The 26,125-nt window shown below is 69.1% G+C and carries 29 protein-coding genes; 4 read left to right on the forward strand and 25 right to left on the reverse strand.

Annotated features, from left to right (window positions below; genetic code table 11):
- The first annotated feature begins 32 nt into the window (after positions 1-32).
- Positions 33-992 (forward strand): asparaginase, encoded by a 960-nt coding sequence (locus ACZ3HV_RS16170; RefSeq protein WP_465684988.1) that lies wholly within the window; start codon positions 33-35, stop codon positions 990-992.
- 44 nt (positions 993-1,036) lie between these two features.
- On the opposite strand, the gene ACZ3HV_RS16175 is transcribed toward ACZ3HV_RS16170, so the two are convergent.
- The 7 genes from ACZ3HV_RS16175 to ACZ3HV_RS16205 are packed head-to-tail and all read right to left on the reverse strand — an operon-like array spanning position 1,037 to position 9,605.
- Positions 1,037-2,263 (reverse strand): RNA polymerase sigma factor, encoded by a 1,227-nt coding sequence (locus ACZ3HV_RS16175; RefSeq protein ID WP_465684990.1) that lies wholly within the window; start codon positions 2,261-2,263, stop codon positions 1,037-1,039.
- Positions 2,241-2,648 carry a YciI family protein gene (locus tag ACZ3HV_RS16180; protein WP_360365040.1) on the reverse strand — a complete coding sequence of 136 codons (408 nt, stop codon included), beginning with the start codon at positions 2,646-2,648 and terminating at the stop codon, positions 2,241-2,243. The genes ACZ3HV_RS16175 and ACZ3HV_RS16180 overlap by 23 nt, the downstream gene beginning before the upstream one ends.
- Positions 2,649-2,708: 60 nt before the next feature.
- On the reverse strand, positions 2,709-3,896 hold the full coding sequence (ftsY, locus tag ACZ3HV_RS16185) for a signal recognition particle-docking protein FtsY (RefSeq protein WP_465684992.1): 1,188 nt from the start codon (positions 3,894-3,896) through the stop codon (positions 2,709-2,711).
- A 43-nt stretch (positions 3,897-3,939) separates the two neighbouring features.
- Positions 3,940-5,559, reverse strand: coding sequence for a thiol reductant ABC exporter subunit CydC (gene cydC, locus ACZ3HV_RS16190; RefSeq protein ID WP_465684994.1), 1,620 nt, complete (start codon positions 5,557-5,559; stop codon positions 3,940-3,942).
- A complete protein-coding gene (gene cydD, locus ACZ3HV_RS16195; RefSeq protein ID WP_465684996.1) occupies positions 5,556-7,181 on the reverse strand; it encodes a thiol reductant ABC exporter subunit CydD in 1,626 nt (541 codons plus the stop codon). The genes cydC and cydD overlap by 4 nt, the downstream gene beginning before the upstream one ends.
- A complete protein-coding gene (cydB, locus tag ACZ3HV_RS16200) occupies positions 7,178-8,176 on the reverse strand; it encodes a cytochrome d ubiquinol oxidase subunit II (RefSeq protein WP_360365032.1) in 999 nt (332 codons plus the stop codon). The genes cydD and cydB overlap by 4 nt, the downstream gene beginning before the upstream one ends.
- A 10-nt stretch (positions 8,177-8,186) precedes the next feature.
- Positions 8,187-9,605: a cytochrome ubiquinol oxidase subunit I gene (locus ACZ3HV_RS16205; protein WP_360365030.1), complete on the reverse strand. Its 1,419-nt coding sequence runs from the start codon at positions 9,603-9,605 to the stop codon at positions 8,187-8,189.
- Between the two features lie 83 nt (positions 9,606-9,688).
- On the opposite strand from ACZ3HV_RS16205, the gene ACZ3HV_RS16210 reads away from it, so the two are divergent.
- Positions 9,689-10,075 carry a BlaI/MecI/CopY family transcriptional regulator gene (locus ACZ3HV_RS16210; protein WP_360365028.1) on the forward strand — a complete coding sequence of 129 codons (387 nt, stop codon included), beginning with the start codon at positions 9,689-9,691 and terminating at the stop codon, positions 10,073-10,075.
- On the forward strand, positions 10,072-10,977 hold the full coding sequence (locus ACZ3HV_RS16215) for a M56 family metallopeptidase (protein WP_465684999.1): 906 nt from the start codon (positions 10,072-10,074) through the stop codon (positions 10,975-10,977). The genes ACZ3HV_RS16210 and ACZ3HV_RS16215 overlap by 4 nt, the downstream gene beginning before the upstream one ends.
- Here ACZ3HV_RS16215 and ACZ3HV_RS16220 read toward each other — a convergent pair.
- The 5 genes from ACZ3HV_RS16220 to ACZ3HV_RS16240 form a co-directional block, all read right to left on the reverse strand.
- Positions 10,970-11,530: a dihydrofolate reductase family protein gene (locus ACZ3HV_RS16220; RefSeq protein ID WP_465685001.1), complete on the reverse strand. Its 561-nt coding sequence runs from the start codon at positions 11,528-11,530 to the stop codon at positions 10,970-10,972. The genes ACZ3HV_RS16215 and ACZ3HV_RS16220 overlap by 8 nt on opposite strands.
- Before the next feature lie 147 nt (positions 11,531-11,677).
- Complete coding sequence (locus tag ACZ3HV_RS16225; RefSeq protein WP_465685003.1) at positions 11,678-12,769, reverse strand: threonine aldolase family protein; 1,092 nt, start codon at positions 12,767-12,769, stop codon at positions 11,678-11,680.
- Positions 12,770-12,803: 34 nt separating this feature from the next.
- Entirely contained in the window at positions 12,804-13,502 is a 699-nt protein-coding gene (locus ACZ3HV_RS16230; protein WP_360365020.1) for an anti-sigma factor family protein, read from the reverse strand.
- Entirely contained in the window at positions 13,499-14,029 is a 531-nt protein-coding gene (locus ACZ3HV_RS16235; RefSeq protein WP_465685006.1) for a sigma-70 family RNA polymerase sigma factor, read from the reverse strand. The genes ACZ3HV_RS16230 and ACZ3HV_RS16235 overlap by 4 nt, the downstream gene beginning before the upstream one ends.
- Before the next feature lie 61 nt (positions 14,030-14,090).
- Positions 14,091-14,615: a COG4315 family predicted lipoprotein gene (locus ACZ3HV_RS16240; RefSeq protein WP_465685008.1), complete on the reverse strand. Its 525-nt coding sequence runs from the start codon at positions 14,613-14,615 to the stop codon at positions 14,091-14,093.
- An 84-nt stretch (positions 14,616-14,699) separates the two neighbouring features.
- Here ACZ3HV_RS16240 and ACZ3HV_RS16245 point away from each other — a divergent pair, with 84 nt between their 5' ends.
- Positions 14,700-15,023 (forward strand): nuclear transport factor 2 family protein, encoded by a 324-nt coding sequence (locus tag ACZ3HV_RS16245; protein WP_465685010.1) that lies wholly within the window; start codon positions 14,700-14,702, stop codon positions 15,021-15,023.
- On the opposite strand, the gene ACZ3HV_RS16250 is transcribed toward ACZ3HV_RS16245, so the two are convergent.
- The 13 genes from ACZ3HV_RS16250 to rsmD all read right to left on the reverse strand — a co-directional run bounded on the left by ACZ3HV_RS16250 (position 15,013) and on the right by rsmD (position 26,097).
- Positions 15,013-15,963: a zinc-dependent alcohol dehydrogenase family protein gene (locus tag ACZ3HV_RS16250; RefSeq protein ID WP_465685012.1), complete on the reverse strand. Its 951-nt coding sequence runs from the start codon at positions 15,961-15,963 to the stop codon at positions 15,013-15,015. The two genes, ACZ3HV_RS16245 and ACZ3HV_RS16250, sit on opposite strands and share 11 nt — an antisense overlap.
- A 2-nt stretch (positions 15,964-15,965) precedes the next feature.
- Positions 15,966-16,988, reverse strand: a complete 1,023-nt coding sequence (locus tag ACZ3HV_RS16255) for an alcohol dehydrogenase catalytic domain-containing protein (protein ID WP_465685014.1) — start codon at positions 16,986-16,988, stop codon at positions 15,966-15,968.
- A 71-nt stretch (positions 16,989-17,059) separates the two neighbouring features.
- Positions 17,060-17,626 carry a TetR/AcrR family transcriptional regulator gene (locus ACZ3HV_RS16260; protein ID WP_465685016.1) on the reverse strand — a complete coding sequence of 189 codons (567 nt, stop codon included), beginning with the start codon at positions 17,624-17,626 and terminating at the stop codon, positions 17,060-17,062.
- A 49-nt stretch (positions 17,627-17,675) separates the two neighbouring features.
- Positions 17,676-18,080 (reverse strand): VapC toxin family PIN domain ribonuclease, encoded by a 405-nt coding sequence (locus ACZ3HV_RS16265; RefSeq protein WP_465685018.1) that lies wholly within the window; start codon positions 18,078-18,080, stop codon positions 17,676-17,678.
- The gene (locus tag ACZ3HV_RS16270) at positions 18,077-18,352 is read right to left on the reverse strand and encodes a type II toxin-antitoxin system Phd/YefM family antitoxin (protein ID WP_360365004.1); all 276 of its coding nucleotides are present in this window, start codon (positions 18,350-18,352) and stop codon (positions 18,077-18,079) included. Before ACZ3HV_RS16270 ends, ACZ3HV_RS16265 begins: the two co-directional genes overlap by 4 nt.
- Before the next feature lie 32 nt (positions 18,353-18,384).
- Positions 18,385-21,945, reverse strand: a complete 3,561-nt coding sequence (gene smc / locus ACZ3HV_RS16275) for a chromosome segregation protein SMC (protein WP_465685517.1) — start codon at positions 21,943-21,945, stop codon at positions 18,385-18,387.
- Positions 21,946-22,218: 273 nt separating this feature from the next.
- Complete coding sequence (locus ACZ3HV_RS16280; protein ID WP_233712037.1) at positions 22,219-22,374, reverse strand: hypothetical protein; 156 nt, start codon at positions 22,372-22,374, stop codon at positions 22,219-22,221.
- A 187-nt stretch (positions 22,375-22,561) separates the two neighbouring features.
- Positions 22,562-23,416 carry a bifunctional DNA-formamidopyrimidine glycosylase/DNA-(apurinic or apyrimidinic site) lyase gene (mutM, locus tag ACZ3HV_RS16285; RefSeq protein ID WP_360365001.1) on the reverse strand — a complete coding sequence of 285 codons (855 nt, stop codon included), beginning with the start codon at positions 23,414-23,416 and terminating at the stop codon, positions 22,562-22,564.
- A gap of 1 nt (position 23,417) precedes the next feature.
- Entirely contained in the window at positions 23,418-24,149 is a 732-nt protein-coding gene (gene rnc, locus ACZ3HV_RS16290; RefSeq protein WP_465685020.1) for a ribonuclease III, read from the reverse strand.
- 13 nt (positions 24,150-24,162) lie between these two features.
- Positions 24,163-24,354, reverse strand: a complete 192-nt coding sequence (gene rpmF, locus ACZ3HV_RS16295) for a 50S ribosomal protein L32 (RefSeq protein WP_077012766.1) — start codon at positions 24,352-24,354, stop codon at positions 24,163-24,165.
- Positions 24,355-24,421: 67 nt separating this feature from the next.
- Positions 24,422-24,943: a YceD family protein gene (locus ACZ3HV_RS16300; protein ID WP_360364997.1), complete on the reverse strand. Its 522-nt coding sequence runs from the start codon at positions 24,941-24,943 to the stop codon at positions 24,422-24,424.
- Between the two features lie 130 nt (positions 24,944-25,073).
- On the reverse strand, positions 25,074-25,544 hold the full coding sequence (coaD, locus tag ACZ3HV_RS16305; RefSeq protein ID WP_465685023.1) for a pantetheine-phosphate adenylyltransferase: 471 nt from the start codon (positions 25,542-25,544) through the stop codon (positions 25,074-25,076).
- Positions 25,537-26,097: a 16S rRNA (guanine(966)-N(2))-methyltransferase RsmD gene (gene rsmD, locus ACZ3HV_RS16310; RefSeq protein ID WP_465685024.1), complete on the reverse strand. Its 561-nt coding sequence runs from the start codon at positions 26,095-26,097 to the stop codon at positions 25,537-25,539. The genes coaD and rsmD overlap by 8 nt, the downstream gene beginning before the upstream one ends.
- Positions 26,098-26,125 lie beyond the last annotated feature (28 nt).

Genomic DNA, 26,125 nt, shown 5'->3' on the forward strand with positions numbered 1-26,125 from the left:
CGCCCGTCCGTGTGACTGAGGAGGAGCAGGTAGTGAGCATCGCGTTGTTCACCTTGGGCGGCACCATCGCCATGGCCGGTGGACACCGGCTGACCGGCGAAGACCTCGCCGCCGCAGTGCCCGGGCTGTCCGATCTCGACCGGCCGGTCGAGATCCAGGACATCGAGGCAGTGCCGAGTTCCAACCTGACAGCCGCGAAGATGCTCGAGGTCGTCGACGCCGCTTCGAAGGCCGTGGCCGCCGGCGCTGTCGGTGTCGTGGTCACTCAAGGCACCGACACCCTGGAGGAGACCGCCTTCCTGGTGGATCAGGTCTGGCCGCACCCACAGCCGTTCGTGCTCACCGGTGCGATGCGCAACCCCACTCTGGCCGGCCCTGACGGCCCGGCGAACCTCCTGGCGGCTCTCCGCGTCGCCTGCTCCCCCGCGGCCCGCGACCTCGGCGCATTGGTCGTGTTCAAGGAGGAGATCCACGCGGCCCGGTGGGTGCGCAAGACGCACAGCACGAGTACGGCGACCTTCGTGTCACCCAACGCCGGTCCGATCGGTCACGTGGTGGAGGACCGGGTTCGCGTCCTCACGCGCCCGCTGCGTCTCGACGGCGTACAGGGAAGTGCTGAGCCGGCCGAGCTCGATGCGACCCGGGTGGCGCTCTACACCGTCACCATGGACGACGACGGGCTGCTGTTGCAGGGATTGGCGGACACCCACCAGGGTCTGGTGGTGGCCGGCTTCGGCGTCGGGCATGTCCCGGCCGCACTCGCGCCCGTACTGGGAGAGCTCGCCGCGCGAATGCCGGTGGTCCTGACATCGCGGACCGGCGCCGGCTCGATCGCGCGCAACACCTATCGGTCGGTCGGGTCGGAGTCGGATCTGCTGCAGCACGGCCTGATCGACGGCGGGTTCCTCGATCCGTACAAGGCCCGAGTCCTGCTTCGGTTGCTCTTGGCAACAGATGACGACATCGAGCCGGCGTTCGCGCAGTACGCCTGATACTTGGCACCGGACAGACCCCAGGGGTTTGGAGACGGCCCGGCCTAGCTGATCCGCGGGAGCCCGGCTGCTTTCCTGGTGAGGTAGTCGCGCTCCGGCAGGCTCGTCGTCCGTCGGGCCGCTTCGCGGAAGTGATGCACCGCGGTCTCGTTGTCGCCGCGCATCTCGTAGAGGTGCCCACGGGTGGCGTCCAGCCGGTAGTGGCCCGCCAGTTCGTCGTCGAGTGGTTCGAGGAGCTTGAGTCCGGCGTCCGGGCCGTCCACCATGGCGGCGGCGATAGCGCGGTTGAGCTTCACCATCGGGTTTCCGGACAGCTCCTCCAGCACTCCGTACAGCGCGAGGATCTCCGGCCAGTCGGTGTCCTCTGCGCGGTCCACCTCGTCGTGCAGTGCGGCGATCGCGGCCTGGAGCTGGTACTCACCGATTGGCGGCGTACTGAACGCTTGGACCGCGAGCGCCACGCCTTCGGTGATGTAGTCCTTGTTCCACAGCGTGCGGTCCTGCTCTGCGAGCGGGATGAGCTCCCCGGCCCTGCCAGTGCGTGCGAGCCGGCGGGCGTCGTTGAGGAGCATCAGCGCGAGCAGACCGGTCACCTGGCCGTCGTCCGGCAGCAGTGCATGCACAGCGCGGGTCAGACGGATCGCCTCACCGGACAGGTCGCTGCGTTCCAGCTCCGGACCGCTGGTGCTCATGTAGCCCTCGTTGAACATCAGATAGAGCACGTGCTGCACGTTGCGCAGCCGTTCCTCGCTCGCGTCGAGCTCGAAGGCCGCACCCTTGAGCTTCTGCTTGGCCCGGCTGATCCGCTGCGCCATCGTTGCCTCAGGCACCAGATACGCCGTGGCGATCTCGGCGGTGGTCAGTCCACCGACCGCACGCAGTGTCAGTGCGACCGCCGATGCCGGGGTGAGCGACGGGTGGCACGACAGGAACAGCAACTGGAGCGTGTCGTCGCGTTCCTCGACATCCTCCGGCGGCAGGTCCCGCAGTGCCGCGCGCTCCTCACGCCGCCGCCGGGCCTGCTCCTGTCGCACCTCGTCGATCACCCGACGGGACGCGGACTGGATCAACCATGCCTTCGGGTGGTCCGGCGTACCGTTCTTCGGCCACGTCGTAGCCGCAGCCAGCAAAGCCTCCTGGACGGCGTCCTCCGCGGCGGCGAAGTCCCCGGACCAGCGGACGACAGCACCGAGGACCTGCGGCGTCAGCTCACGCAGCAGGTCCTCGAGTGCTCGGTCGTGAGCACCGTCAGATGTCGTGGAGGTCGCCATCCGAATCCATGACCCGGCGGACCTCGATCGGCTGCTCGAGCGGGACACCACCGGGGCCGGGGGCGCAGGACTGCTCCGCCGCGATCTCCAGCGCCCGCTCCTCCGACTCGACGTCGACCATCGTGTAGCCGGCCAGGACCTCCTTGGACTCGGCGTACGGGCCGTCGGTCAGGACCGGCGCGCTCACACCGGTCGCGCGCACCACCTTGGCGTGCTTGGGCCAGGTCAGCGCGTTCACCTCGACCAGCTCGCCACTCTGCCGAAGCCGCTCGATGCTGTCCCCCAGGTGTTGCATGTGGGCCTTCATGTCGGCCTCGTCCCACTCCAGCATCGGGGTGTCGCAGTTACCGCCGTCCATGGTCATCAGCAGCATGAACTTGGTCATCTCATGTCCTCCTCGTAGGGCCTGTACCCGGGAGACGGAGCCGCCACCGCGTTCTCGACATCAGTCCAGCAGAGCGTCGACGAACTGTTCCGGATCGAAGGGTGCCAGGTCGTCGGGTCCTTCACCGAGACCGACCAGCTTCACCGGTACGCCGAGCTCACGCTGCACGGCGATCACGATGCCGCCCTTCGCCGTACCGTCGAGCTTGGTCAGGACCAGACCGGTGACGTTGATGACCTCGGCGAACACGCGGGCCTGGGTGAGCCCGTTCTGACCGGTGGTGGCGTCGATGACGAGCAGCACCTCGTCCACCTCGGCGGACTTCTCGATCACCCGCTTCACCTTGCCGAGCTCATCCATCAGGCCGGTCTTCGTGTGCAGCCGGCCGGCGGTGTCGACCAGGACGACGTCCGCCTCCTCCTCGATGCCCTGCTTGACCGAGTCGAACGCGATGCTGGCCGGGTCGCCGCCCTCAGGGCCACGCACGGTCCGCACCCCGACCCGCTCGCCCCAGGTCTGCAGCTGGTCCGCGGCCGCGGCGCGGAACGTGTCCGCCGCGCCGAGTACGACGTGCTTGTCCTCGGCGACCAGTACGCGCGCCAGCTTGCCGACCGTGGTCGTCTTACCGGTGCCGTTGACGCCCACTACCAAGACGACGGCCGGCTGGGTCTCCTTGCGGCTCACCTTGAGTGTCCGGTCCAGCGAGGGGTTGACCAGCGCGATCAGCTCCTCGCGGAGGATCTCGCGAGCCTGGCCACCGTTCACACCCTCCACGCGCATCCGGGTCCGTAACTTCTCGACCAGCTCCTGCGTGGGCGCCACACCGACGTCCGCGGTGATCAGCGTGGTCTCGATGTCCTCCCACGCCTCTTCGTCCAGCTTGTCCCGCGACAGCAGTGCGAGCAGCCCCTTGCCGAGCGAGCCCTGCGACCGTGCCAGCCGCGCCCGCAGCCGGACCAGGCGGCCCTGCGCGGACTCCGGCTTCTCGATCGTCGCGACCGGGGCCTCCGGCAGCTCGGTGTCCTCGAGCGTCCGGGTCGGCGTGTCCCGCGGCTCCTCCGCGTCCTCACCGACCGTCGGCTCGGCGGTCTCCAGCGACGCGGGCTCAGCGGCCCGCGGGAGCTCGGACCTGCGCCGCCGGGTGACGACGAGTCCGGTCGTACCGGCAACCAGGACGACCGCGATCACCACGATGATGGCGATCAGGGCTTGGTCGGTGAGCAGCGTGACGAGCTGTGGAGTCAACACGGTTCCCCATCTTGACAGACGCCCGGCCCGCCACCCGCATTCGTCACGTCAGGCACACCAGCTGTCGCGGTACGTGATCCGGCACCAGCTCGGGCCGGTGGGTGAGAAGGACCACCGTACGGCGATCGGCCGCGGCGAACAGGTCCGCGAGCAGGGCCCGCCCGGTCTCCTCGTCCAGATGCTCGGTCGGCTCGTCCAGGACGAGTACGTCGCGATCGGCGAGCAGGAGCCGGGCAAAGGCGAGTCGCTGCCGCTCACCGCCGGACAGACGCGCGCCGTGCTCGCCGACCATGGTGTCCAGCCCGTCCGGCAGCTTCTCGACGAACACCCCGAGCCGCGCCCGGTAGAGCGCCCTCCAGAGTTGCAGGTCGCTCGCACCGGGCTTGGCGAGCAGCAGGTTCTCCCGGATGCTCGTGTCGAACACGTGGCTCTCCTGTGTCAGGAGGCCGACCACGGACCGGACCTGGTCGCCTTCGAGCCTGGACATGTCCACACCGTCCAGCAGCACCTCTCCGGCTCGCGGCTCTAGGAACCGCAGCAGGACCGCGGCCAGCGTGCTCTTCCCCGAACCACTCGGCCCAGTGACGACCACCCGGCTGCCGGCAGGCATGTCCACGCTCAGACCGTCCAGTACGTCGTGGTCGTCGTACCCGACGCGCAGAAGCTTCACCTGGAGGTCGCGGCCGGTGGGGAGCGGGAGCGGCTGGGTCGGCTCGGTGACGGGCTCCGGCGTGTCCAGCAGTTCCTGCACGCGGCCGAGCGAGGACCGGACCCGGATCGCCAGTTGGGCCGCCGCGGGGATGCCACCTAGGACGTCCGCCAGCGCGAGTGGGGTGAGGACCAGTACCGCGAAGACCGCGCCGGTGATGTTCGCCGTACTGCCGAGCACCAGGGCTGCCACGCTCGCTCCGCCGACGCACAGGACGAGCAGTGCGCTGCCCAGTCCAGCGCTCCACGCGGATCGACGTTCAGCAGCTGCGAGTCTTGCGTCGCTCCTGCTGAAGGCGTCCAACACGTCATCGATCGCGTTGAAGGCCACGATGTCGCCTGCGGTCAGGAGCGTCTCGGTGGTGGTTGCGGCGACGTCTCCTCGTGCGCCGGCGATCTTCTGCTCGGCGCGCTCGGCGGACTTGGCCGTCAGCCAGGGTACGAGCGTGCACGCGATCAGAACCGCCAGTGCGACGGCCGCCCCGGCCGTGGGCAGCAGGAGGGCAAGCAGACCGACAGTCGCGGCGGCTGTCACCGCGGCGACCGCTACCGGCAGCACTACCCGCAGCCAGAGGTCGAGCACTGCGTCCACATCCAGCACGAGCCGCGCCAGCAGATCGCCTTTGCGCTGCGAGGTCAACCCACCGGGCGCCAACCGTTCCAGCCGCCCGGTGATGCGAGCCCGCGTCTCCCCCAGCACCCGGTACGCCGCATCGTGTCCCACCAACCGCTCGAGGTACCGGAACACGCCACGCCCGACGCCAAACGCGCGCACTGCCACGATCGGCACCATCAGCAAGAGTATCGGCGGCTGAGCGGAGGCAGCCGTGATCAACCAGGCAGAGGTAGCCAGCAAAGCCACCGCCGAACCCGCCGCCGCAACCCCGAGAAGCAGCGCCAGCAACAACCGCCACCGCATGCCCACCTGCGGCCGCGCGAGCCCCCATGTGGTCATGCGCTCACCAGCTCCCTAGCACCGATGGTCACGGTTCGGTCGGCGGCAGCGATCAGAGCCGGCCGGTGCGCCACCATCAGAACGGTCCGGCCGCCGGCCCGCAGTCCGTCGATCACCGCGGCCTCCGCATCCGCGTCCAGCCCGGCAGTCGGCTCGTCCAGCAACAGCACCGGCGCGTCCGTGAGGAGTGCTCTGGCGAGAGCGACCCGACGCTGCTCCCCACCCGACAGCAGCCGCCCCTGCTCCCCCACGGCCTTGTCCAACTCGAGCTCGCCGGCACCTGCCCCGATCAGCGCCAACCGCACGTCATCGTCCGAGGCATCCGGCCGACCAAGCCGCACGTTGTCGGCGACAGTGCCCAGTCGAAGACCCGGTCGCTGCGGTACCCAGGCGAACTGGCGCCTCCAGGTGCTCGGTTCGAACTCGTCCACCGCACTGCCACCGGCAACGACCACTCCGCGCTCCGGCTCGACGAACCCGAGCAACACCGACAACACCGTCGACTTCCCAGCACCACTCGGCCCGGTGAGCGCAACCACCTCACCCGGGCGGAGTTCGAGGTCGAAGCCGTCCAGCGCCGGCTGATCCCGACCCGGGTAGCGCACGGTCACGTCGTACAGGTAGAGCGGGCTCAGCCGCAGATCGGGTACGTCGATGCGGTCGCCGCGCTCGGGGAGCGGGGTCTCCAGCACGCGGAACACTTCTTCGCTCGCGGCCACTCCGTCGGCGCTGGCGTGGAATTGCAGACCGACCTGCCGGAGCGGAAGGTACGCCTCGGGCGCGAGGATCAACACCATCAACGCCGTCTCGAGTCCAAGCTTGCCGTCGACCAGGCGGAGGCCGACACCGACGGCCACCAGCGCCACCGAGATGCTGGCCAGCAGTTCCAAGGCAAATGAGGACAGGAACGCCAGCCGCAGGCTGCTCATCGACGCAACCCGGTGCTTGTCAGTCACCCGTCGTACGGCGGACTCCTGAGCCTTCGCGCGGCCGAACAGTTTGAGCGTGAGCAGTCCGCCGACCACATCGGCGAAGTGGTGCGCCAGTACGGCCAGTGCGTGCTGGCGACGGCGGCTGTGGGCCTGCGTCGCCCAGCCGATCAAGGCCATGAAGATCGGGATCAACGGAAGCGTGATGACCACAGTTCCGGCCGCGATCAGGTCGCCGGTCGCCATCCACCCGACCACTCCGGCGGGTACGGTCGCCGCGAGGACGAGCTGCGGCAGGTAGCGGGCGAAGTACGGGTCCAGGTCGTCGAGTCCCTTGGTGAGCAGAGTTGTCAGGGCACTACTGCGCTCACCGCTCAACCACACCGGGCCGAGCTTCAACGAGTGCTCCAGCACCTGCCGCCGCAGCGTCGACTTCACCGCAGCCGCAGCCCGCTGAGCCACCACCTCCTGCGCCCACACCAGCAAGGCTCGTCCCACGACGACCGCCACCAGCCCTGAGGCCACACCGGCGACCGCACTGCCGTGCAGCACCACTCCCGCGATGCCATGCGCCAGCAACACGGCCTGCACCACGATCAGCACCCCACTGGCGACACCGATCAGCACCGACGCGGCCAGGAAGACCCGGGCACCCCGAGCCCTCCGCAGCAGCCGCGGATCGAGCGGCTTCACGACACTACGACCGGTTCGACCGTGACGCGCTTGCGGAACACCCAGTACGTCCAGCCCTGATACAGCAGCACCAACGGCATGAAGATCGCGGCGATGATCGTCATCGCCTTCAGCGTGTACGCCGACGACGCGGCCTCGACCGCGGTCAGCGTCGTCCCGGGCTCCAGCGTCGACGGCATCACATCCGGGAACAGAGCGGTGAACAACGACACCACGGCCAGTCCGATGGCGAGCGCCGTACCGGTGAAGGCCCAGCCTTCGCGACGGAACAGGTTGGCCACCAGGCCGCCGGCGAACGCGACCACCGCGGCGATCGTCAGAATGACAGATGCGGTGTCGCCACGCAGCGCCTGGGCCCAGGCCAGGAAGGCGATCGCCAGTACGGCGGCGACGGCACCCACTCGGGTCGCCAGCCGGTTGGCGCGGACCCGCAGGTCACCGGTGGTGCGCAGCGCGAGGAAGATCGCACCGTGCGTCGCGAAGACCGTGAGGAAGGTGGCGCCACCGAGCAGGGCGAAGGGATTGAGCAGGCCGCCGAAGCTGCCGACGAACTCGTGGTCCGCGTCCAGCGGCACCCCCCGCACAATGTTGCCGAAGGCAATGCCCCAGAGCACCGCCGGGAGCACCGAGCCGATGATGATCAGCAGGTCCATCCGGTCGCGCCACTCCGGCTCGCTCCGCTTGCCGCGGTACTCGAGCGCGACGCCGCGCACGATCAACCCGAGCAGGATCGCGAACAGCGGCAGGTAGAACCCGCTGAACAGCGTCGCGTACCACTCCGGGAAGGCCGCGAACGTCGCAGCACCCGCCATGATCAGCCAGACCTCGTTGCCGTCCCAGACCGGGCCGATCGTGGTGATCGCGGCGCGCCGCTCGGGCTCGTCGCGGCCGAGCACCCGCAACAGCGTCCCGACCCCGAAGTCGAATCCCTCGAGCACGAAGTACCCGGTCCACAGCGCCGCGATCGCGACGAACCACACAGTCGTCAGTTCCATCTCGAGCCCCTCAGTAAGCGAACGACAGTGGTTTCTCGGTCTCGTCCGGTGAGCCGTCAGGCGGCCCCTCGGCGGCGGGTGCGTCGGTTCCCGCCAGTCCGCCCCGGATGGTCCGCAGCAGCAGCTTCACCTCGACCACCGCGAGTACGCCGTACAGCACGGTGAAGCCCACCAGCGACGTGATCACCTCCGCGCTGGTCGTCCCCGGTGACACACCCGATGCCGTCGGCAACAAACCGAACACCAGCCAGGGCTGTCGCCCGGTCTCGGTGAAGACCCAGCCGAAGGTGTTCGCCAGCAGCGGCAGCAACGGCAGCGGCGCGGCCAGCCAGATCAGCCACCGGCCCGGCGCCCGGCCCCGGCGCGTCACCCACAACAACCACGCCGCGATCGCCGCGGACGCCATCCCGACCCCGATCATCAGCCGGAAGGTCCAGTAGGTCAGCGGGATGTTCGGCTTGTACGACCCCGGACCGTAGAGCTGCTCGTACGCGTCCTGCAGCGAGTTGATCCCCTTCACCTGGCCGTCGAAATGCCCGGTCGCCAGGAACGACAGCAGGTAAGGCAACTTGACCGAGAAGATCTCCTTCGACCCGTCCAGCGTGCCGACGGTGAAGACCGAGAACGACGCCGGCTTCTCCGTCTCGTACAACGCCTCGGCCGCCGCCATCTTCATCGGCTGCACCTCGGTCATCACCTTGCCCTGGAGGTCACCGCTGATCGCGACACCCACACTGGCCACGAGCACCACCGACGCGCCGATCTTCAGCGCCGAACGGAACACGTCCTTGTCCACGGAGGGACGCCGTACCAGGTGCCAGAGCGCGACGCCGGCCACGAACGCGCCACCGACCATGAACGCGGCGAAGATCGTGTGCGGGAAGGTGACCAGGACGACCTTGTTCGTCAGCACCGCCCACAGATCGGTCATCTCGGCCCGGCCGCGGACGGCGTTGTACCGGAAGCCGACCGGGTTCTGCATCCAGGAGTTGGCCGCGAGGATGAAGTACGCCGACAGTTGCGTGCCGAGCACCACCATCCAGATGCAGCCCAGGTGGACCAGCTTCGGCAACCGCTCCCACCCGAAGATCCACAACCCGATGAACGTCGACTCGAGGAAGAACGCGAGCAGCCCCTCCAGCGCCAGCGGGGCACCGAACACGTCCCCGACGAAGCGCGAGTAGTCGCTCCAGTTCATCCCGAACTGGAACTCCTGCACCAGGCCGGTGACCACACCCATCGCGATGTTGATCAGGAACAGCTTCCCGTAGAACTTGGTCAGCCGGAGGTACTTCTCGTTGCCCGTGCGATACCACGCGGTCTGCAGACCGGCGGTGATCGCGACCAGCGAGATCGTCACCGGCACGAAGAAGAAGTGATACACGGTGGTGATCGCGAACTGCCAGCGGGCCAGATCCAGGGTGTCCACGGCAAGGCCTCCCGAGCCCATCTACGACGTGACGTAGTAGAGGCTAGCGCGGATCTACTACATTGTGTAGTTATACTGGTCACGTGGCGAGTGAGGAGAAGGCCCCGCGTCCCCTGGGCGACCTCGAGCGGCTGGTGATGGAGCAGCTCTGGGCGACCTCGGCCGCGCTGACCGTGCGCGAGGTGCACGAGCAGTTGTCACGTACCCGGGAGCTCGCCTACACCACCGTGATGACGGTGCTGGACCGGCTGGCGAAGAAGAAGCTGACCGAGCGGGAGCGCGACGGCAAGGCCTGGCGCTACCGGGCTGCGGCGCCGCGGGAGGAGCTCGCCGCCGACCTGATGCGCGATGCCCTCGAGCGTGCCGGCGACCGCCGCGAGGCTCTGGTCCGCTTCGTCGGAGGAGTGAGCGACGAGGAGGCCGCACTCCTGCGTGAGGCCCTGGCCCGGTTGGAGGAACAGGCGGGATGATCACGCCGGTCCTGCTGGCCGCACTCGCCCTGGTGCTGACCGGACCGGCACCGGCGCTGCTGGCTCGTTCCAGCTGGCCGTACCGGATCCCGCGTGCCGCTGTCGCACTCTGGCAAGCCATAGCCCTGGCTGCCGTCCTCGCCGCCGTGGGTGCGGGGATAGCCCTGTCCTACTCCACCGCGGGCGAGCCGGGCCAGCCCCGCTTCGACTCGTCGTCGCCCAGGGACCTGCTGGCGGCCTTGATCCTCGCCATGACCGCACTGGTCCTGGTGAAGCTGCTGTGGACGACAGGACACGTGGCCGTCGGCACCAGAGCTCGCCGCAAACGTCACCGCGACCTGGTCGACGTCCTGGCCACACCGGATGGTCTGATCCCCGGTCTGCGGGTCCTGGCCGAGGAGACGCCGCTCGCCTACTGCCTGCCGGCACTCCGCGGTGCGCGTGTCGTCGTCTCGGTCGGTGCGCTGGAACGACTCGATGAGAGTGAGCTCCACGCCGTACTGGCGCATGAGCAGGCGCACCTGCGCGCACGCCACGACCTGGTGCTGGAGGCGTTCACAGCACTGCACATGGCCTTCCCGCGCTGGGTCCGTAGCGATGTGGCGCTGGAGCAGGCACGCACGCTGGTGGAACTGCTGGCGGACGACGACGCCCGTCGCCGGAACGGACCGCGCCCGCTGGCCCGCGCTCTGGTCGCACTGGCCGGTGCGCCTGCCCCTGAAGCAGCCCTCGCCGCAGCCAAGTCGGCGACAGTCCTCAGAGTGCAGCGTCTGGCCGACCCAGAGCCTCAGGAGCGCTGGCTCTCGGCCATCACGTACGCCGGTGCGGCCGCACTGCTGATCCTTCCGACCGTCACCGTCGCCGCCCCGATCGTGACAGCGATCGTCGACGCGGTCAGCTAGCCGGCTGGTAGCGGACCAGGACGCCGCCCTTGGCCCACGGCCTGGCCTCGATCAGCTCGAGGGCGACCGGCGAGCCACCCTTCGGGAACGCGCTCTTGCCGTCCCCCAGCAGGATCGGGCAGATCCGCAGCTGCACCTCGTCGACGAGTCCGGCCTGCAGCAGCGAGTGGAACAGCGAGATGCTGCCCCACAAGATGATGTCCTTGCCGTCCTGCTCGGCCTTGAGCGCTCGCACTGCGTCGATGTCGCGGACCACCAGGCCCGGCTCGTACGGTCCCCACGGCGCGCTCTCGAGGGTCGTCGACACGACCACCAGGCGCAATGCGTTCAGCTGCGGGGCGATCGCCTCGTCGGCCGACGCCTCGGTCGGCCAGAACGCCACGAACAACCGGTACGTCTCGGCGCCGAGCAGCATGGTGTCGACGTTCTCGAGCAACGCGAGGTTGTCGTCGTCGGAATGCTCGGCGATCGAGTCGAAGAACTCCAGCCCACCGTCCAGCCCGGCGGCGTACCCGTCGAGGGTGACGTACTCCTGAAAGATCAGTCGCCTCATCCAGCGAGGCTACCCGAATCTCTTCCCCTCACCCCGGGCAACGGCCAGCAGCACGAGCCCCGACAGAACCAGCAGAACCACCATGGTGACGACGAATGTCAGCACATCTCTCCCCGTATCCCAACCCCAACACTGAGCATGACGTGCTCAGTGCACCAAAAGTTCCCCGAACGCCTTCGCGATCTCGTCGACCTGCCATTCCAGCGAGCTCGGCGTGGTCACCAGCTCCACCCACGACCAGCCCGGTACGTCGGCCGGCTGCCAGGGACCGCAGATCGACTCGCGCGTCGTCTCCATCCGCTCGACCGCGGACAGCTCGATCGCCTCGGCCGCGCGGGGCGCGTAGAGCCGGAACGAGTTGGTGTGCGGCGGCTCCGGGAAGACCCGGAATCCCTCGCTCTGCAAGGCCATCGCGAGCTCGACGGCCCGCTGGTAGAGGTCGTCCATCACCGGCAGGACTGTCCGCAGTCCGTCGCGCGCGGACACGGCGTACGGGAAGAGCGAGTACAGGTTGCCACCCAGTCGCCGCTGCCAGCGCCGTACCTCGGCGATGACGTCCTCCGGCCCGGCCAGTGCCGCACCGCTCACGCCACCCAGCACCTTGTAGAACGACACGTACACCGACGACGCGAGCGCGGCGATCTCCGCCAGGCTGTGCGCCAGGTACGGCGCGCTCTCCCACAGGCGAGCGCCATCCAGATGCAGTGGTACGCCGCGCTCCGCACAGGACTCGGCGAACACCACCAGCTCGTCCCACGACGGCAGGACGAACCCGGCATCGCGCAGCGGCAGCTCCAGCGTCACCGCGGCCAGCTTCCCGGGAATGGCGGCCAGCTCGTCCGGCCGGGGCTGACGCGGATCGGAGGTCAACCGCTCGATGCGGAGGTGGTGCACCTCCTCGAGTGCGTTCAGCTCGTGCACCAGCAGGTGTGAGAGCCCGTGCACCGCTACCCGGCTGGTCCCCGCACGATCGGCGTACACGCGCAGGACGCTCTGCTGGGCCATGATGCCGGTCGGCAGGAATACGGCCGCCGGCTTGCCCAGCAGCTCGGCCACCTCCTGCTCCAGCGCCGCGACCTCGCCACCGTTGCCATAGCTGTCACCCTGGTCATCGGTGGCGACCTCCGCGAGCCGACGCAGCCGGTCCGGCACGGAGACCCGTCGGTGCGAGAGCCAGCGCTCGCAGTTGTCAGCCGCGGCCTTCCGGCGGGCCCTCAGGTCGTCAGCGGTAGTAGGCACGCTTCCATCCTCTCGTGCGCTGCAACCGGGTTGTTCAGATGGTGGCGGTCACCACGTGTTCTCCCTGAAGAGTCTTGATCTCCACTGAACGGACCTGGTCGAGCGGCACCAGGACTCCACCGCCGAAGGCGCTGCCTTCACGGGCTGCCTTCGGGGAGACCACCCAGCTGCCGGCGACCCAGGTCTTGCCGGACGTGTCGGTGACGAACATCTGGCACTGCGCTCCGGCCTTCAGACCCGTGATGTTCACCCGGACCCAGCTCCAACCGGCCCGTGGCTCGACTGTGGTCGCCATCTTCGTGCCGGTGGTGGCGTCGGTCGCGGTGACTTCCTTGTAACCGGCCACGGGCTCGTCGGCCTGCGGTGCGGTCTGCCGGCCGAGGGCTACCCCTCCAACGAGCGCCCCGGCGACCAAGACGAACGCGGCTGCGACCAGCAGCCAGCGGGACCGCCGCTTCACCTTCACGGGGGCCGCAGCCGGAACTGGCTCGGGAGCCAGCGCCCGCACCTCCCGCAGCGTGCGCTGCAGCAGCAGGTCGCCGCCCTCGGGTGGGCCGTCCAGGAAAGCCTCCGGTGGCACCTCGCCGAGGAAGTCGTTCATCTCCTGCAACTCGGCCAGTTCGGTCCGGCACTCGGCACAGGTAGCCAGGTGCTCGTCGACCTCGTGGACCTCGTCCGGCTCGAGCGCACCCAGGGCGTAGGCGCCCAGCTGCGTACGGTCATGCTCACTCATTGGGCCACCTCCGCTTCTGTTCCTGCCATCACCGCGCGCAGGGCTCGGAGGGCGTAATACGATCTCGATTTCACGGTACCGGGTGGGACACCCAGTTCCTTCGCGGCTTCGGCCACCGACCGGCCGCGGTAGTACAACTGCACCAGCACCTCGCGATGCTCCGGTGACACCTTGTCCAGAGCGTCCAGTACCACCATGGTGTTCACCACTGCCTCGGAGTGATCACTCTCCACCGGCGGTTTGTCCACCACGTCGGCGACCTCGGCCGGCCGCACCGCCCGCGCTCTGGCCCGGTCGGTGACGATATTGCGCGCCACCGTCAGCAACCAGCCCCGGATGGACCCCTTGCCCTCGGTCAGGTCGTCGGCGTGCTTCCACGCCCGCACCAGCGTCTCCTGCACGACGTCCTCCGCCGCGGCCCGGTCGCCGGTGAGACGGGTCGCGTAGGCCAGCAGGCTGCGCCCGTGCTCGGCGTACAGGGTGCGGATCAACGTCTCGGCGGCGTCCGGCCCTGGGTAGTCACCCACCGTCCGTACGATAGGGGATTCCCCGCCTTTGGCAATGGCCGGGACCCACCGCGGCAGAGTTTCAGTAACCGTTGCCATTACCCGAGCCGGACGGCTGCGTGGTGATCTTCTTGCCATCCGCGCCGACGACCCACCAGACGCCGCCGACTGCCTGGCCTTTGGCGTCACCGGCCCGGGCGTCACTCGCGAACAGGTAGAGCGGCAGTCCGCCGATCGCCAGCTGCTTGCTTCCGTCGGACCGGGTGATCGTGCTCACCAGGGAGGTGTCGATCCCATCCAGCTGCGGTGTCCCGTCGCCGGCCGCCACCACCGGCCACTTGGCCAGGCAGTCGCCCTGGCAGGTCGACTTGCCGGAGGTGTCCTTGTCGAAGATGTACACGGTCCGTCCGTTGCCATCGACAACGACCTTGCCGAGGCCGCTGACGTCTGCGGTGGCCAGTTTCGCCGCCGACCCGGTCTGAGGAGCGGCCTGCGACGCACTCGCGCCGGATCCGGACCCGGAGCTCGAGTCGTCGCCGCCACCACACGCGGTCAGCCCGGCCAGGCCGAGCGCCATCACACCGATCACACTGCCCAGTCGCTTCATCAGATCCTCCTCGGTTGACCGACCTCACCCGCCATACGTGCGGATCGCGCGACCGGTTCAACCGGGGGGGTTATCGTCACTTCCATGAGCCAAGAGATCCCGGCCGCGGTCCAGCGCGCGCTCACCGCGATCGACGAGCAGGACAACGACGCGTTCGTGGCGGCGTTCGCCCCGGACGGTTACGTCGACGACTGGGGCCGCCAGTTCCGCGGCCCGGACCGGATCCGCTCCTGGAGCGGGAACGAGCTGATCGGCAAGCGGGCCACCTTCACCGGCACCGAGGTGTCCACGCCCGGCAACCCGCTCACGATCGTCACCCAGGTCGGCGGCGACGGCTTCAACGGCCCGTCCCACTTCACCTTCGACGTCCAGGACGACCAGCTCGCCTCGATGACGATCACGGCCTGAACAAAACCTTCCCGCCCCGCCCCGGCCGCCGGGCGTGCTCGAGCGCCTGCGCGTACTCCCCCAGCGGGTACGTCGCCTCGACGCGCGCCCGCAGTACGCCGTCCACCACCAGCCGGGACAGGTCGCCGTACGTCCGCTCGACCTCTGCCCGGGGAGCGGTGGTCAGCCAGTTGACGATCCACAGGCCACTCAGCCGCAACTGTCGGTAGATGTGGTCCCCGAGCCCGATCGCGGGCGGCTGCCCGGTCACCGACGAGTAGCTCACCACCGTGCCCTCGAACTCGGCCGCCTGCGCCAGTGCCCCGACCGTCGCGTCACCGGCGCCGTCGAGCACCAGCTTCAGCCGGTTGTCCCCCAGCTCGGCCCGGATCCGCTCGGCCAGATCGTCGCCGTCGACGACAACCGCGTCGGCGTCCAGCGCGACCGGCCGTCGTACGACGCTCAGTACGTTGAGTCCAGCGTGCTTCGCCAGGGCCGCCGCGTACTGCCCGACGGCGGAGTTCCCCAGGTTCTGCCCGATCCAGTCTCCTGGCTTCAGGTCGACGTACTTGGTGAGCGCGAGGTGGGCGGTCAGCGGGTTGATACCGAGCATCGCGAGCTGCAGCGGGTCGCCCTCGTCCGGGATCGGAATCACGTTGGCCGCCTTGACGACGACCTGCTCTGCCCAGGTCCCCTGCTCGTAGTTCGGCAGGATGAGCACGCGCCGGCCCAACAGTTCGGCACTGCCCTCGACCACTCGGCCGACGCCTTCCGAGCCGAGGGCGAACGGGACCTCGATCCGGTAGCCGTAGTTGCCTGAGGCAAGCATGGCGTCGACCGGGTTGATCGTCGCCGCCTCGATCCGGACGAGCACCTCGTCCGGGCCGACGGTCAGGTCGGGATCGTGGTCGAGGACGGCGTTCTCGAGCACGTCGCCCAGGGCTTTCAGGATCAGCTGCATGGTCAGGCTCCCGTCGTCAGGACCATGCGGAACCGGGCCGCGCCGGACAGCATCCGCGCGTACGCCTCGGGCGCCTGGTCGAGCGGGACGCGCTCGACCATCGGGCGGACGTCGTTGCTCAGCGCGAAGGCGAGGTTCTCCTCGTTCTCGCTCGGGGTGCCGGTGAGCGAGCCTTCGATCGAACGGCCGCCGAAGATCAGCGAGCCGGTCGTCACCTCGATCGGGTCGGTCGCCGCACCGACGACGATCAGCTTGCCGCGCAGACCCAGACCGTCGACCAGCGGCGTCATCGAGGCACCGCTGGCCGCGGTCGCCACAATCACCCGGGCGCCGCCGAGCTCTTGCAGCGTCTTGGCCGGATCCGCCGCCGCACTGTCGATGTACTCGCTCGCGCCAAGCTTCAGCGCGAGCTCACGCTTCTCCTCGCCGCGCGCGATCGCGACCACTCGCTGCCCGAGCTTGGCGGCGTACGGGATCGCCAAGTGCCCGAGTCCGCCGATCCCCTGGACGGCGACGAGATCCCCGGGCCGCGCCGCACCCTTGCGCAGGCCGTTGAACACCGTGATCCCCGCACACAACAGCGGCGCCGCCTCAGCCGCGTCCCACTCCTCCGGTACGCCGACCAGCCCACTGGCGGGCGTGGTCAGGAACTCGGCGTACCCACCGTCGATGGTGTCGCCGGTAATGGGCTGGTTCGAGCAGTAGACGAAGTCGCCGCGGCGGCAGTTCGCGCAGACGCCGCACGGGCCGGCCAAGTAGCCGACGCCGACGCGCTGCCCGACGGCCCAGGTGGCCACACCGTCGCCGATCGCGTCGATCCGGCCGACCACCTCGTGGCCGGGGACGATCGCCGTACCGGCCGGGTGGTTGCCGAACAGGTTGTGCACGCCGACGACGTCGCTGTGGCAGACGCCGCAGGCCTCGACGGCGATCCGGACCTGGCCGGCGCCGGGGGCGGTGAGTTCGCGCTCGACCAGCGTGAACGTGCCGTCCTCGACGGCCTCGATCGCACGGTAGGTGGTCATGGACACTCCTTAAGACGGTCGGTCATCTTGCTCTGGGTACAAGAAAGCCGTCCCGGGGTCGGGACGGCTTCTCAGGTCAGGAGGGCGTCGAAGGTGATGGTGAAGAAGATGTCGAAGGCGTCGCCGGTCTTGTCCGCGCGCGCCTGCAGCAGGGTGCCCTCCCAGGCGTTGGTCAGGTAGTGCGCGGTCGGCCGCGGATCGAGCGAGGCGCGGATCTCCCCCGCCTCCTGGCCCTCGGCGATCGCGTCGGCGAGCATCTCCGACCACTGATCGAAGCTGCCCTTGACCCGCAGCCGCAGCGGCTCGCTGTGGTCGACGATCTCAGCGCTGAAGTTGCCGAACATGCACCCGCGAGCGAAGTCCGGCAGCTCGTCACGGAGGAACTCGAAGTGCCGCCGGATCCGCTCCACCGGCGGTATCTCCTGGTTGGCGAGATCACTCAGCCGGCGAGAGTCGCCGTACCGCTCCAGCGCGACCGTGGCGAGCGCTTCCTTGCTCTCGAAGTGGTTGTAGAACGACCCCTTCGGAACCCCGGCCCGGTCCGTGATGTCCTTCACCCCAGCCGCGTTGAACCCGCGCTCCAGGAACAGGTCCACCCCAGCCCCCAGAATCTCTTCCTTCATACTCCGCCGCGCCATGCCACCAATATGACCGGTCGTCTCAGATTGCGCAAGCCAACCCCGGTGATCAGACCGCCCGTACCGTCAGCAGGTCGTCGAGCCCGCGAAAGTTCGCTGCGTTGCGGGTGTAGAGCGGCAGATCCCGGCTGGAGGCGATCGCGGCGATCATCAGATCCATCCGCCGGGGCCGGGGATCTCGTCCAGCCGCGACCGTCAGCGCCACGAAGGTCCCGTACCGCGTCACCGCGTTCCCGTCGAACGGCAACGGGTCGAACGCTCTCACCGCTGAACTCAGTACCTCAGCCCGAGCAGCCCGAGTGAACGGATCCTTCGCCATTTCGACACCCTGGTGCAGTTCTGCCAGCGAAATGGCTGTCAGCTCGGAACGCTGCGGGAGGTCGGCGATGTCCAGAACCAGCAAGTCGATATAGGTGCAGGTGTCGAGGACACCCACTGGTAAACGCTCGCTCATGCGCGCTCGAACGGGTCATCATCGTCGCCGATCCGGTCCTCCGACCCGAAGAACTCGTCGGCCTCCCTCCGCATCGCGGAGGCGTCGATCCGAGGCAGCAGCCGATGCTGGGCGACCAGATCCTCAGTGGTCGGCTGACGCCGCGTGGCGAGCGGCCGCAACTCGGCGACCTCCGCGCCGTTGCGGGTGATGTGGTAGGTCTCTCCCGCCTCGACAGCATCCATCACCGCCGCGGAGTGGTTGCGGAACTCTCGCTGGGTGATGATCTTCATACCACCAGCGTAGCGCGATGAGACACAGCTCGCTACACCGGTTCGGGTTCGCGGATGCGTTGGGAGATGACGGCGGAGACGCCGTCGCCGCGCATCGTGACGCCGTAGAGGGCGTCGGCGACCTCCATGGTGCGCTTCTGGTGGGTGATGACCAGGAGCTGGCTGTTCTCGCGGAGCTCTTCGTAGATCTCCAGGAGGCGGCCGAGGTTGGTGTCGTCCAGGGCCGCCTCGACCTCGTCCAGGATGTAGAAGGGCGAGGGGCGGGCCTTGAACAGCGCGACCAGGAAGGCGACGGCGACCAGGGAGCGCTCACCGCCGGAGAGCAGCGAGAGGCGCTTGACCTTCTTGCCGGGCGGGCGCGCCTCGACGTCGATACCGGTGGCGAGCATGTCGTCGGGATCGGTCAGGACCAGCCGGCCCTCACCACCGGGGAACAGCCGGCTGAACACGTGCTCGAAGGCGGTCTCGACGTCGCGGTAGGCCTCGGTGAACACCTGCTCGACCCGCTCGTCGACCTCCTTGACGATGTCCATCAGGTCGCGGCGTGACTTGCGCAGGTCCTCCAGCTGCTCGGACAGGAACCGGTGCCGCTCCTCCATCGCCTCGAACTCCTCCAGCGCGAGCGGGTTGATCCGCCCGAGCTGGTTGAGTGCGCGCTCGGCCTGCTTGAGCCGCTTCTCGACCTTGGTCCGGTTGAACGGCTCGCCCTCGAGCTCCAGCGTGCCGTCGTCGCCGTCCTTCGGCAGCGGCGGCACCAGCTGGTCCGGGCCGTACTCCGCGACCAGGGCGTCGACCTCGATCCCGATCTCGCCGAGCGCCTTCTCGTAGAGCTGCTCGAGCCGCATCTTGTGCTCGGCCCGGGCCAGCGCGTCGCGGTGCACGGTGTTGGTCAGCTGCTCCAGGTCGGAGCTCAGGTTCCGCGTCGCGGACCTGGCCTGCGCCAGCGCCTGCTCGCGATCGGCCCGTTGCGCCTGGATCGCCGCCCGCTCGGACGCCGCCTGCTGCAGCGAGGACTCCAGCCGGGCCAGCACGTGACCAGCCGCCAGGTGCACGGCCTGGGCCGCCTCCGCCTGGCGGGCGCGACGTGCTGCCCGCGCGATCGCCCGCGCCCGGGCCTCGCGCTCCTGCCGCGCCGCGCGCTCGAGCGAGTCGGCCCGTCCGGACAGCGCCCGGGCCCGCTCCTCGGTGGTCCGCAGCGCGAGCCGCGACTCCATCTCGGTCGCCCGGCCGGCCTTGGCCGCCTCAGCGAGCCGGTCACGCTCCGAGGTGTCCGGCTCGTCGCCGTCGTCGTCGAACGCCTCGGCGTCCATCAGCCGCTCTTCGAGCTCGGCCAGGCCGGACAGGTTCTTGTCGCGCTCCTCCTCGGCCGCGGCGATCGCCTCGGCCATCCGCTGCGCCTCACCGCGGGACGCCTTCGCCAGCGACCCGAAATGCGCCAGCTGCTCGGCGACGGCCGCCATCGCGGCGTCCGACTCGTGCAGCCGGGCCAGCGTGATCTCGACGGACTCCTTCTGCCGGGCCCGCTCGTCCTCCAGCCCCGCCAGCTCGAACCGCAGCCGCTCGCTGCGCGCCGTCGCCTCGGTCAGCTTCTCCGCCGCCTCGTCGACCGCGGACTGCACCTCGATCAGGCTCGGCGCCGCGTCCGAACCGCCGTACGCGAAGTGCGCTCCGAGTACGTCGCCTGCCCGGGTGGCGCAGGTGACGTCGGGCAGGTTCCGTACGAGCGATCGCGCCGCCGGCACGTCGTCCACCACGGCCACCTTGCGCAGCAGCCGCCGCAGCGCCGGCCGAAGACTCTCCGGGCATTCCACGACATCGACGGCGTACGACGATCCGTACGGCAACGGCGGCCACAGCGTGTAGTCGTCGGCCGGGGCGTCACCCAGCAGCAACCCGGCCCGGCCGAGATCGTGCTGCTTCAGGTGCCCGACGGCCTGCAGTGCGGCCTCGGTGTGCGTCACCGCGACCGCATCAGCGGCCTCACCGAGCGCGGCCGCGATGGCGGTCTCGTACCCGGTCCGCACGCTCAACAGGGCGGCGACCGAGCCCATCAGGCCGTTCACCTGCTCGGAGGCGGCCAGCAGGGCGCCGGCGCCGTCCTTGCGGTTCAGGCCGAGCTCCAGGGCTTCCTTCCGCGCGGCCAGACCGGTGCGCTCACGCTCGGCGTCGCGCTCCTCGGCCCGCAGCTTCGCCAGGCGCTCGTCCATCTCGTCGAGAACCGCCTGGGCGGCCTCGTACTGATCGTCGAGCCCCTTCTCGCCGGCATCCAGCCCGGCGACCTGGGTCTCCAACGCGGTGAAGTCGTGCTGCGCCTTGCCGGCCCGGACCTCGGCCTCGTGCATGTTGCTGGCGAGGCGGCCGATCTCGGATTCGGCGGCGGCCGCGCGGCTCTGCAGCACGTTCACCTGGCCGGTCAGCCGGGCCAGGCCCTCGCGGCGGTCGGCGGCGGCCCGGATCAGCGCGGAGATCCGGCGCTCCTCCTCGGCTTCCTGCGACTCCAGCTGCTGGCGGCGCTCAATGGCCTCCGCGAGCAGCTCGGAGTGCGCCTCGACCTCGGCCTCGATCTGTGCCTCGGTCTCGCGGACGCGGGCAGCCTCCAGCTCGAGTTCGTCGGGGTCGCGACCGGCCCGCGGCTCCTCGGCCTCGTCGTTCAGCGACCGGATCCGGTCCGCCGCGATCCGCGCCGTGCCCCTGATCTTCTCGCCGAAGCCGGACAGCTGGTACCAGGTGTCCTGGGCGGCTTGCAGGGCCGGCGCGTCCTCGCGGAGCGCGTCCTCGAGCTCGGCCTCCAGGTCGCGGGCCTCGCGCAGCTTGGCCTCGGTCTCGGTCCGCCGCTGGGTCAGCGCGGCCTCGTCCCGCAGCTCCGCCTCCAGCGCCGACTGCGCCTGGACGATGTCGTCGGCCAGCAGCCGCGCCCGGCCGTCCCGGACCTCGGCCTGGATCGTCACCGCTCGCCGCGCCACCTCCGCCTGGCGCCCGAGCGGCTTCAACTGGCGGCGGATCTCGGTGATCAGGTCACCGAGCCGGTGCAGGTTGCCCTCGGTGGCCTCCAGCTTCCGGATCGCCTTTTCCTTGCGCTTGCGGTGCTTCAGGACGCCGGCCGCCTCCTCGACGAACCCGCGCCGGCCCTCCGGCGTGGCGCGCAGGATCGAGTCGAGCTGGCCCTGGCCGACGATGACGTGCATCTCGCGGCCGATACCGGAGTCGCTGAGCAGTTCCTGGACGTCCAGCAGGCGGCAGCTCTGGCCGTTGATCTGGTAGTCCGACCCGCCGTTGCGGAACATCGTCCGGCTGATCGTCACCTCGGCGTACTCGATCGGCAGAGCGCCGTCTGCGTTATCGATGGTGAGCACCACCTCGGCGCGGCCCAGCGGGGCGCGGCCGGAGGTGCCGGCGAAGATGACGTCCTCCATCTTGCCGCCCCGCAGCGACTTGGCGCCCTGCTCGCCCATCACCCAGGCGAGGGCGTCGACGACGTTGGACTTGCCGGAGCCGTTCGGGCCGACGATGCAGGTGATGCCCGGTTCGAAGTTCATCGTCGTGGCCGACGCGAAGGACTTGAAGCCTCGGAGCGTCATGCTCTTCAGATACAAAGCGATGCTCTCCAACCCGTGAAAGGACAGACGATACCTGGGGAACCGTCGTAACTGCTCGTGACGCTGCCGCTACCCGGGGGAAGTAGTTCCGCTTCGCAGTCTACAAAGAGATCGCCGCGAACCAGCGGAGGCCGACCGATCAGAATGGCCGGCAAAAGGTCAGGAAGCACAACATGCGATGAACATAGAACCGGCGGAGGCCCGGACGGGGGCCACCGCCGTGGTGATGCGGACGGTAGAGATGGAACTCTGTTGTCGCGGCTCGGGTCCTCAGACCGAAGCAGGGGCGCGCAGTGCCTCGTCGACGGTGAGCAGTCTGCCCTCGTGGACCTGTGCGACGAGATGGTCGTTCTCTGCCTGAAGCCGCATCACGTGCGCCTCCAGGTCGGCGACACGCCGGTTGAGCAGACGAACCTGCTCGAGCATGCGCGGGTCAGTGCCTCCAAGGTGCCCTAGAAGAGCCTTGGCCATTGTGCTGTCCTCCGGAAGGGTTCTGGCCTGTGCGCCCCAAGGCCTGGTCACGACTGGAGCGCCGAAAATGTGTGCCGTCTTTCAGGGTGACACCGGCGGGGCCGACGGTCAACCTGGGCCACGTTTATTAACGATACCTCGCTCACCAGCGGACATGGCGCGGAACCGGCTGACATTTCGGGCACCGGTACGACGAACGGTTCATGAACGGCTCCCGACGAATCGGGCGGCCGTCGCGCGGGCACGGCGATCCCTCTTGCCCGTAGACGTTCAGGCCACGCTCGAAGTAGCCGGATTCCCCGTTGACGTTGACATACAGGGCATCGAAGCTGGTCCCGCCGACGTCCAGCGCGGCGGCCATCACCTCGTGGGCGTGCCGGACGATCTCCCTTATCTGTAAGGGTTTCATCGTTTCCGTCGCCCGGGCGTAGTGCAGCTTGGCGCGCCACAACGCTTCGTCAGCGTAGATATTGCCCACTCCGCTGATCGCGGTCTGGTCCAGCAGAGCCCGCTTCAGACCGGTCTTGCGGCGCCGGATCGCGGCCACGACGGCCTCCGGATCGAACAGAGGATCGAACGGGTCGCGGGCGATGTGGGCGATCTCCGCCGGCAGCTCGGCACCACCCTCGGAGTAGGACAGACCACCGAACATCCGCTGGTCCACAAAGCGGACCTCTCCGCCGTCGTCCGCGAACCGGAACCGGACCCGTAGGTGCGGCTCGTCCGGCGCGCCGATCGGCTGGACCCGGAACTGCCCACTCATCCCGAGGTGGGTCAGTACAGCGTCCCCGGACTCCAGCGGCAGCCACAGGTACTTCCCGCGCCGAGCCGGTTCGGTGAACACCTGGCCCTTCAGCCGGGCCACGAAGTCGTCCGGCCCGGCGGCGTGGCGCCGTACCGGGCGGGGGTGCAGGACCTCGACCGCGTCGATGGTCCGGCCGGTGGTGAACTGCGCCAGACCCCGGCGGACGACCTCTACTTCGGGAAGTTCAGGCACCTCAGGGCTGCTGTGAGGGGTCCGTGCTGTCGGGGTGCGCGGCGCGCAGGGCCTTCCAGGCGGTTTCGGCGGCTTGCTGCTCGGCTTCCTTCTTGCTCCGGCCGATGCCGTGACCGTACGTCTCGGAACCGATCCGGACCCGCGCCTCGAACGTCTTGGCGTGGTCCGGCCCGGACTCCGCGATCACATACTCGGGTACGCCGACGCCGAGCTGAGCGACCAGCTCCTGCAGCGAGGTCTTCCAGTCCAGGCCGGCACCGAGCCGGGCCGACGACTCCATCAGGTCGTCGAACAGCGTGTGCACGACGGCCCCGGCGGTCTCGAATCCCCGGTCCAGGTAGACCGCGCCGATCAGTGCCTCGACGCAGTCGGCCAGGATCGACGACTTGTCCCGGCCGCCGGTCGCTTCCTCGCCGCGGCCCAGCCGCAGGTACTTGCCGAGCTTGAGATCGCGGGCGACCCCGGCAAGGGCACGCATGTTGACCACGGCGGCGCGCAGCTTGGCCAGCCGGCCCTCGGACAGGTCCGGATGGTTGCGGAACAGCGACTCCGTGACGATGACGCCGAGCACGGAGTCCCCGAGGAACTCCAGCCGCTCGTTCGTCGGCAGCCCACCGTTCTCATACGCGAACGAACGGTGGGTGAAGGCGTGCTCCAGTAGTGCGTCAGCCAGCGATACGCCGAGCCGCTGGTTCAGCTCGGCGTAGAGCCCCGTTTCGTTGACCGAATTCACTTCCTGGTGCCGTTTAGCTCTCGACGACCTGGCGACGCTCGCCCTTGGCGCCGTACTGACCACAGGTCGGGCAGACGGTGTGCTGCAGGTGCTTCGCGCGGCAGGCGGGGTTCACGCAGGTCACCAGCGACGGGGCAGTGGTCTTCCACTGGGCCCGGCGGCTGCGGGTGTTGCTGCGCGACATCTTCCGCTTCGGAACGGCCACGGTTATGACTCCTCGGTTCGGCCGGGGGCTGGTTGACCCGGCCGGCTAGCTGACGTGTATTCGGTCTTCAGTTGTCCTGCGGTCGTTCGTCCTGCTGGAGCAGGCCGCCGAGGGCCGCCCAGCGCGGGTCGACACCGTCCTCGTGCTTGTGGCCGGGCTCGTCCGCCAGGCGTACCCCACACTCGGGGCACAGACCCGGACAGTCGTCCGTACACAACGGCTGGAACGGCAGTGCGAGCACCACCTGGTCCCTCAGCACCGGCTCGAGGTCGATCAGATCGCCCTCCATCCGGCTGGCCTCGTCCGGTCCGGCTTCGCTTTCCGGGTAGACGTACAGCTCCTGGACGTCAGCGAGAAACTCGTCCTCGATATCGACCAGGCACCGCGCGCACTCCCCGACCAGTCGGCCGCGGGCCGTCCCGGTGACGAGAACCCCTTCGACAACCGATTCCAGCCGTAGATCGAACTGGATCGGATCGCCTTCGGGGACACCGATCACGTCGATTCCGAGATCTGCCGGTGCCGGTGCCGTGAAGGTGACTTCGCGCTGGGACCCGGCGCGGCGCGACAGCTCGTGCGTGTCGATCACGAGTGGGGACCGCGGGTCCAAGACGCTCAGGACATCCCTTTCAGGCGTGGGCAGGGCAAGATCTCGGTCTCATCGAGACCGGTGCTCTACATTACCAACTCCCCGGCCACACGCCCAATTCGGGGTAATCCTAGAGTTTCGCGAGTAACCGTGCGTGAACGGCTGGGGTCACGAACGAGGCTACGTCGCCGCCGAGGCGGGCGATCTCCTTGACCCAGCTGGAGGAGATGAAAGCGTTCTCCGCGCGGGTCGGCAGGAACACCGTGTCCACCCCGGTCATCGCGTGGTTGAGCTGGGCCATCTGCAGCTCGTAGTCGTAGTCGGCGGCCGACCGCAGGCCCTTCACGATCACCCCGGCGCCCTCGGCCCGGCAGTAGTCGACCAGCAGGCCCTCGAAGGTGCCGATCCGGACGTTGCCGAAGGGCGCGGCGAGCTCGGTCAGCATCTCGATCCGCTCCTCGGGGCTGAACAGCCGGTTCTTCGACTGGTTCACCCCGGCCGCGACGATCACCTCGCCGAATGCGGCCGACGCCCGGGCGATGATGTCCAGATGCCCGTTGGTGGGCGGGTCGAAGGTCCCTGGGAAGACCGCCTTAGCCATGGCGGTGACCGTACCAAAGGCGGGCCTCGCCGTACTTGCGATCCCGCAGCGCGGCGAATCCGTCCGGCCACTCCCACGGCTCCCGCTTGCCGCGCTCGACCACGACCACCGCGTCGTCGGCCAGCCAGCCCTTCGCGGCCAGGTCGGTCAGCACGTCCTGCAGCTCGGCCGTCTCCAGCTTGTACGGCGGATCCGCGAAGACCAGGTCGAACCGTGCCGGGCTGTCCCCCGACGCGACCTTCTCTACCGGGCGCGTGAGCACGGTCGCGCCGGGCAGGCCGACGACCTTGATGTTGGCCGCGATCACCTCGGCCGCCTTCCGGTCGGACTCCACCAGCACAGCGCGCGCGGCTCCCCGGGACAGCGCCTCGAGCCCGATCGCCCCGGATCCGGCGTACAGATCGAGGACGGCGAGCCCGTCGAAGCTGCCGAACTCCGACTCCAGCGACGAGAACAACGCCTCCCGGACCCGGTCCGCGGTCGGGCGCGTTCCACTCCCCGCCGGTACGACGATCCGCCGCCCACCCGCCGCGCCCCCGACGATCCGGGTCACTGGGCCTCCCGGTCTGGACTGAGGAGCG

The sequence above is a fragment of the Kribbella sp. NPDC020701 genome, from assembly GCF_055562215.1.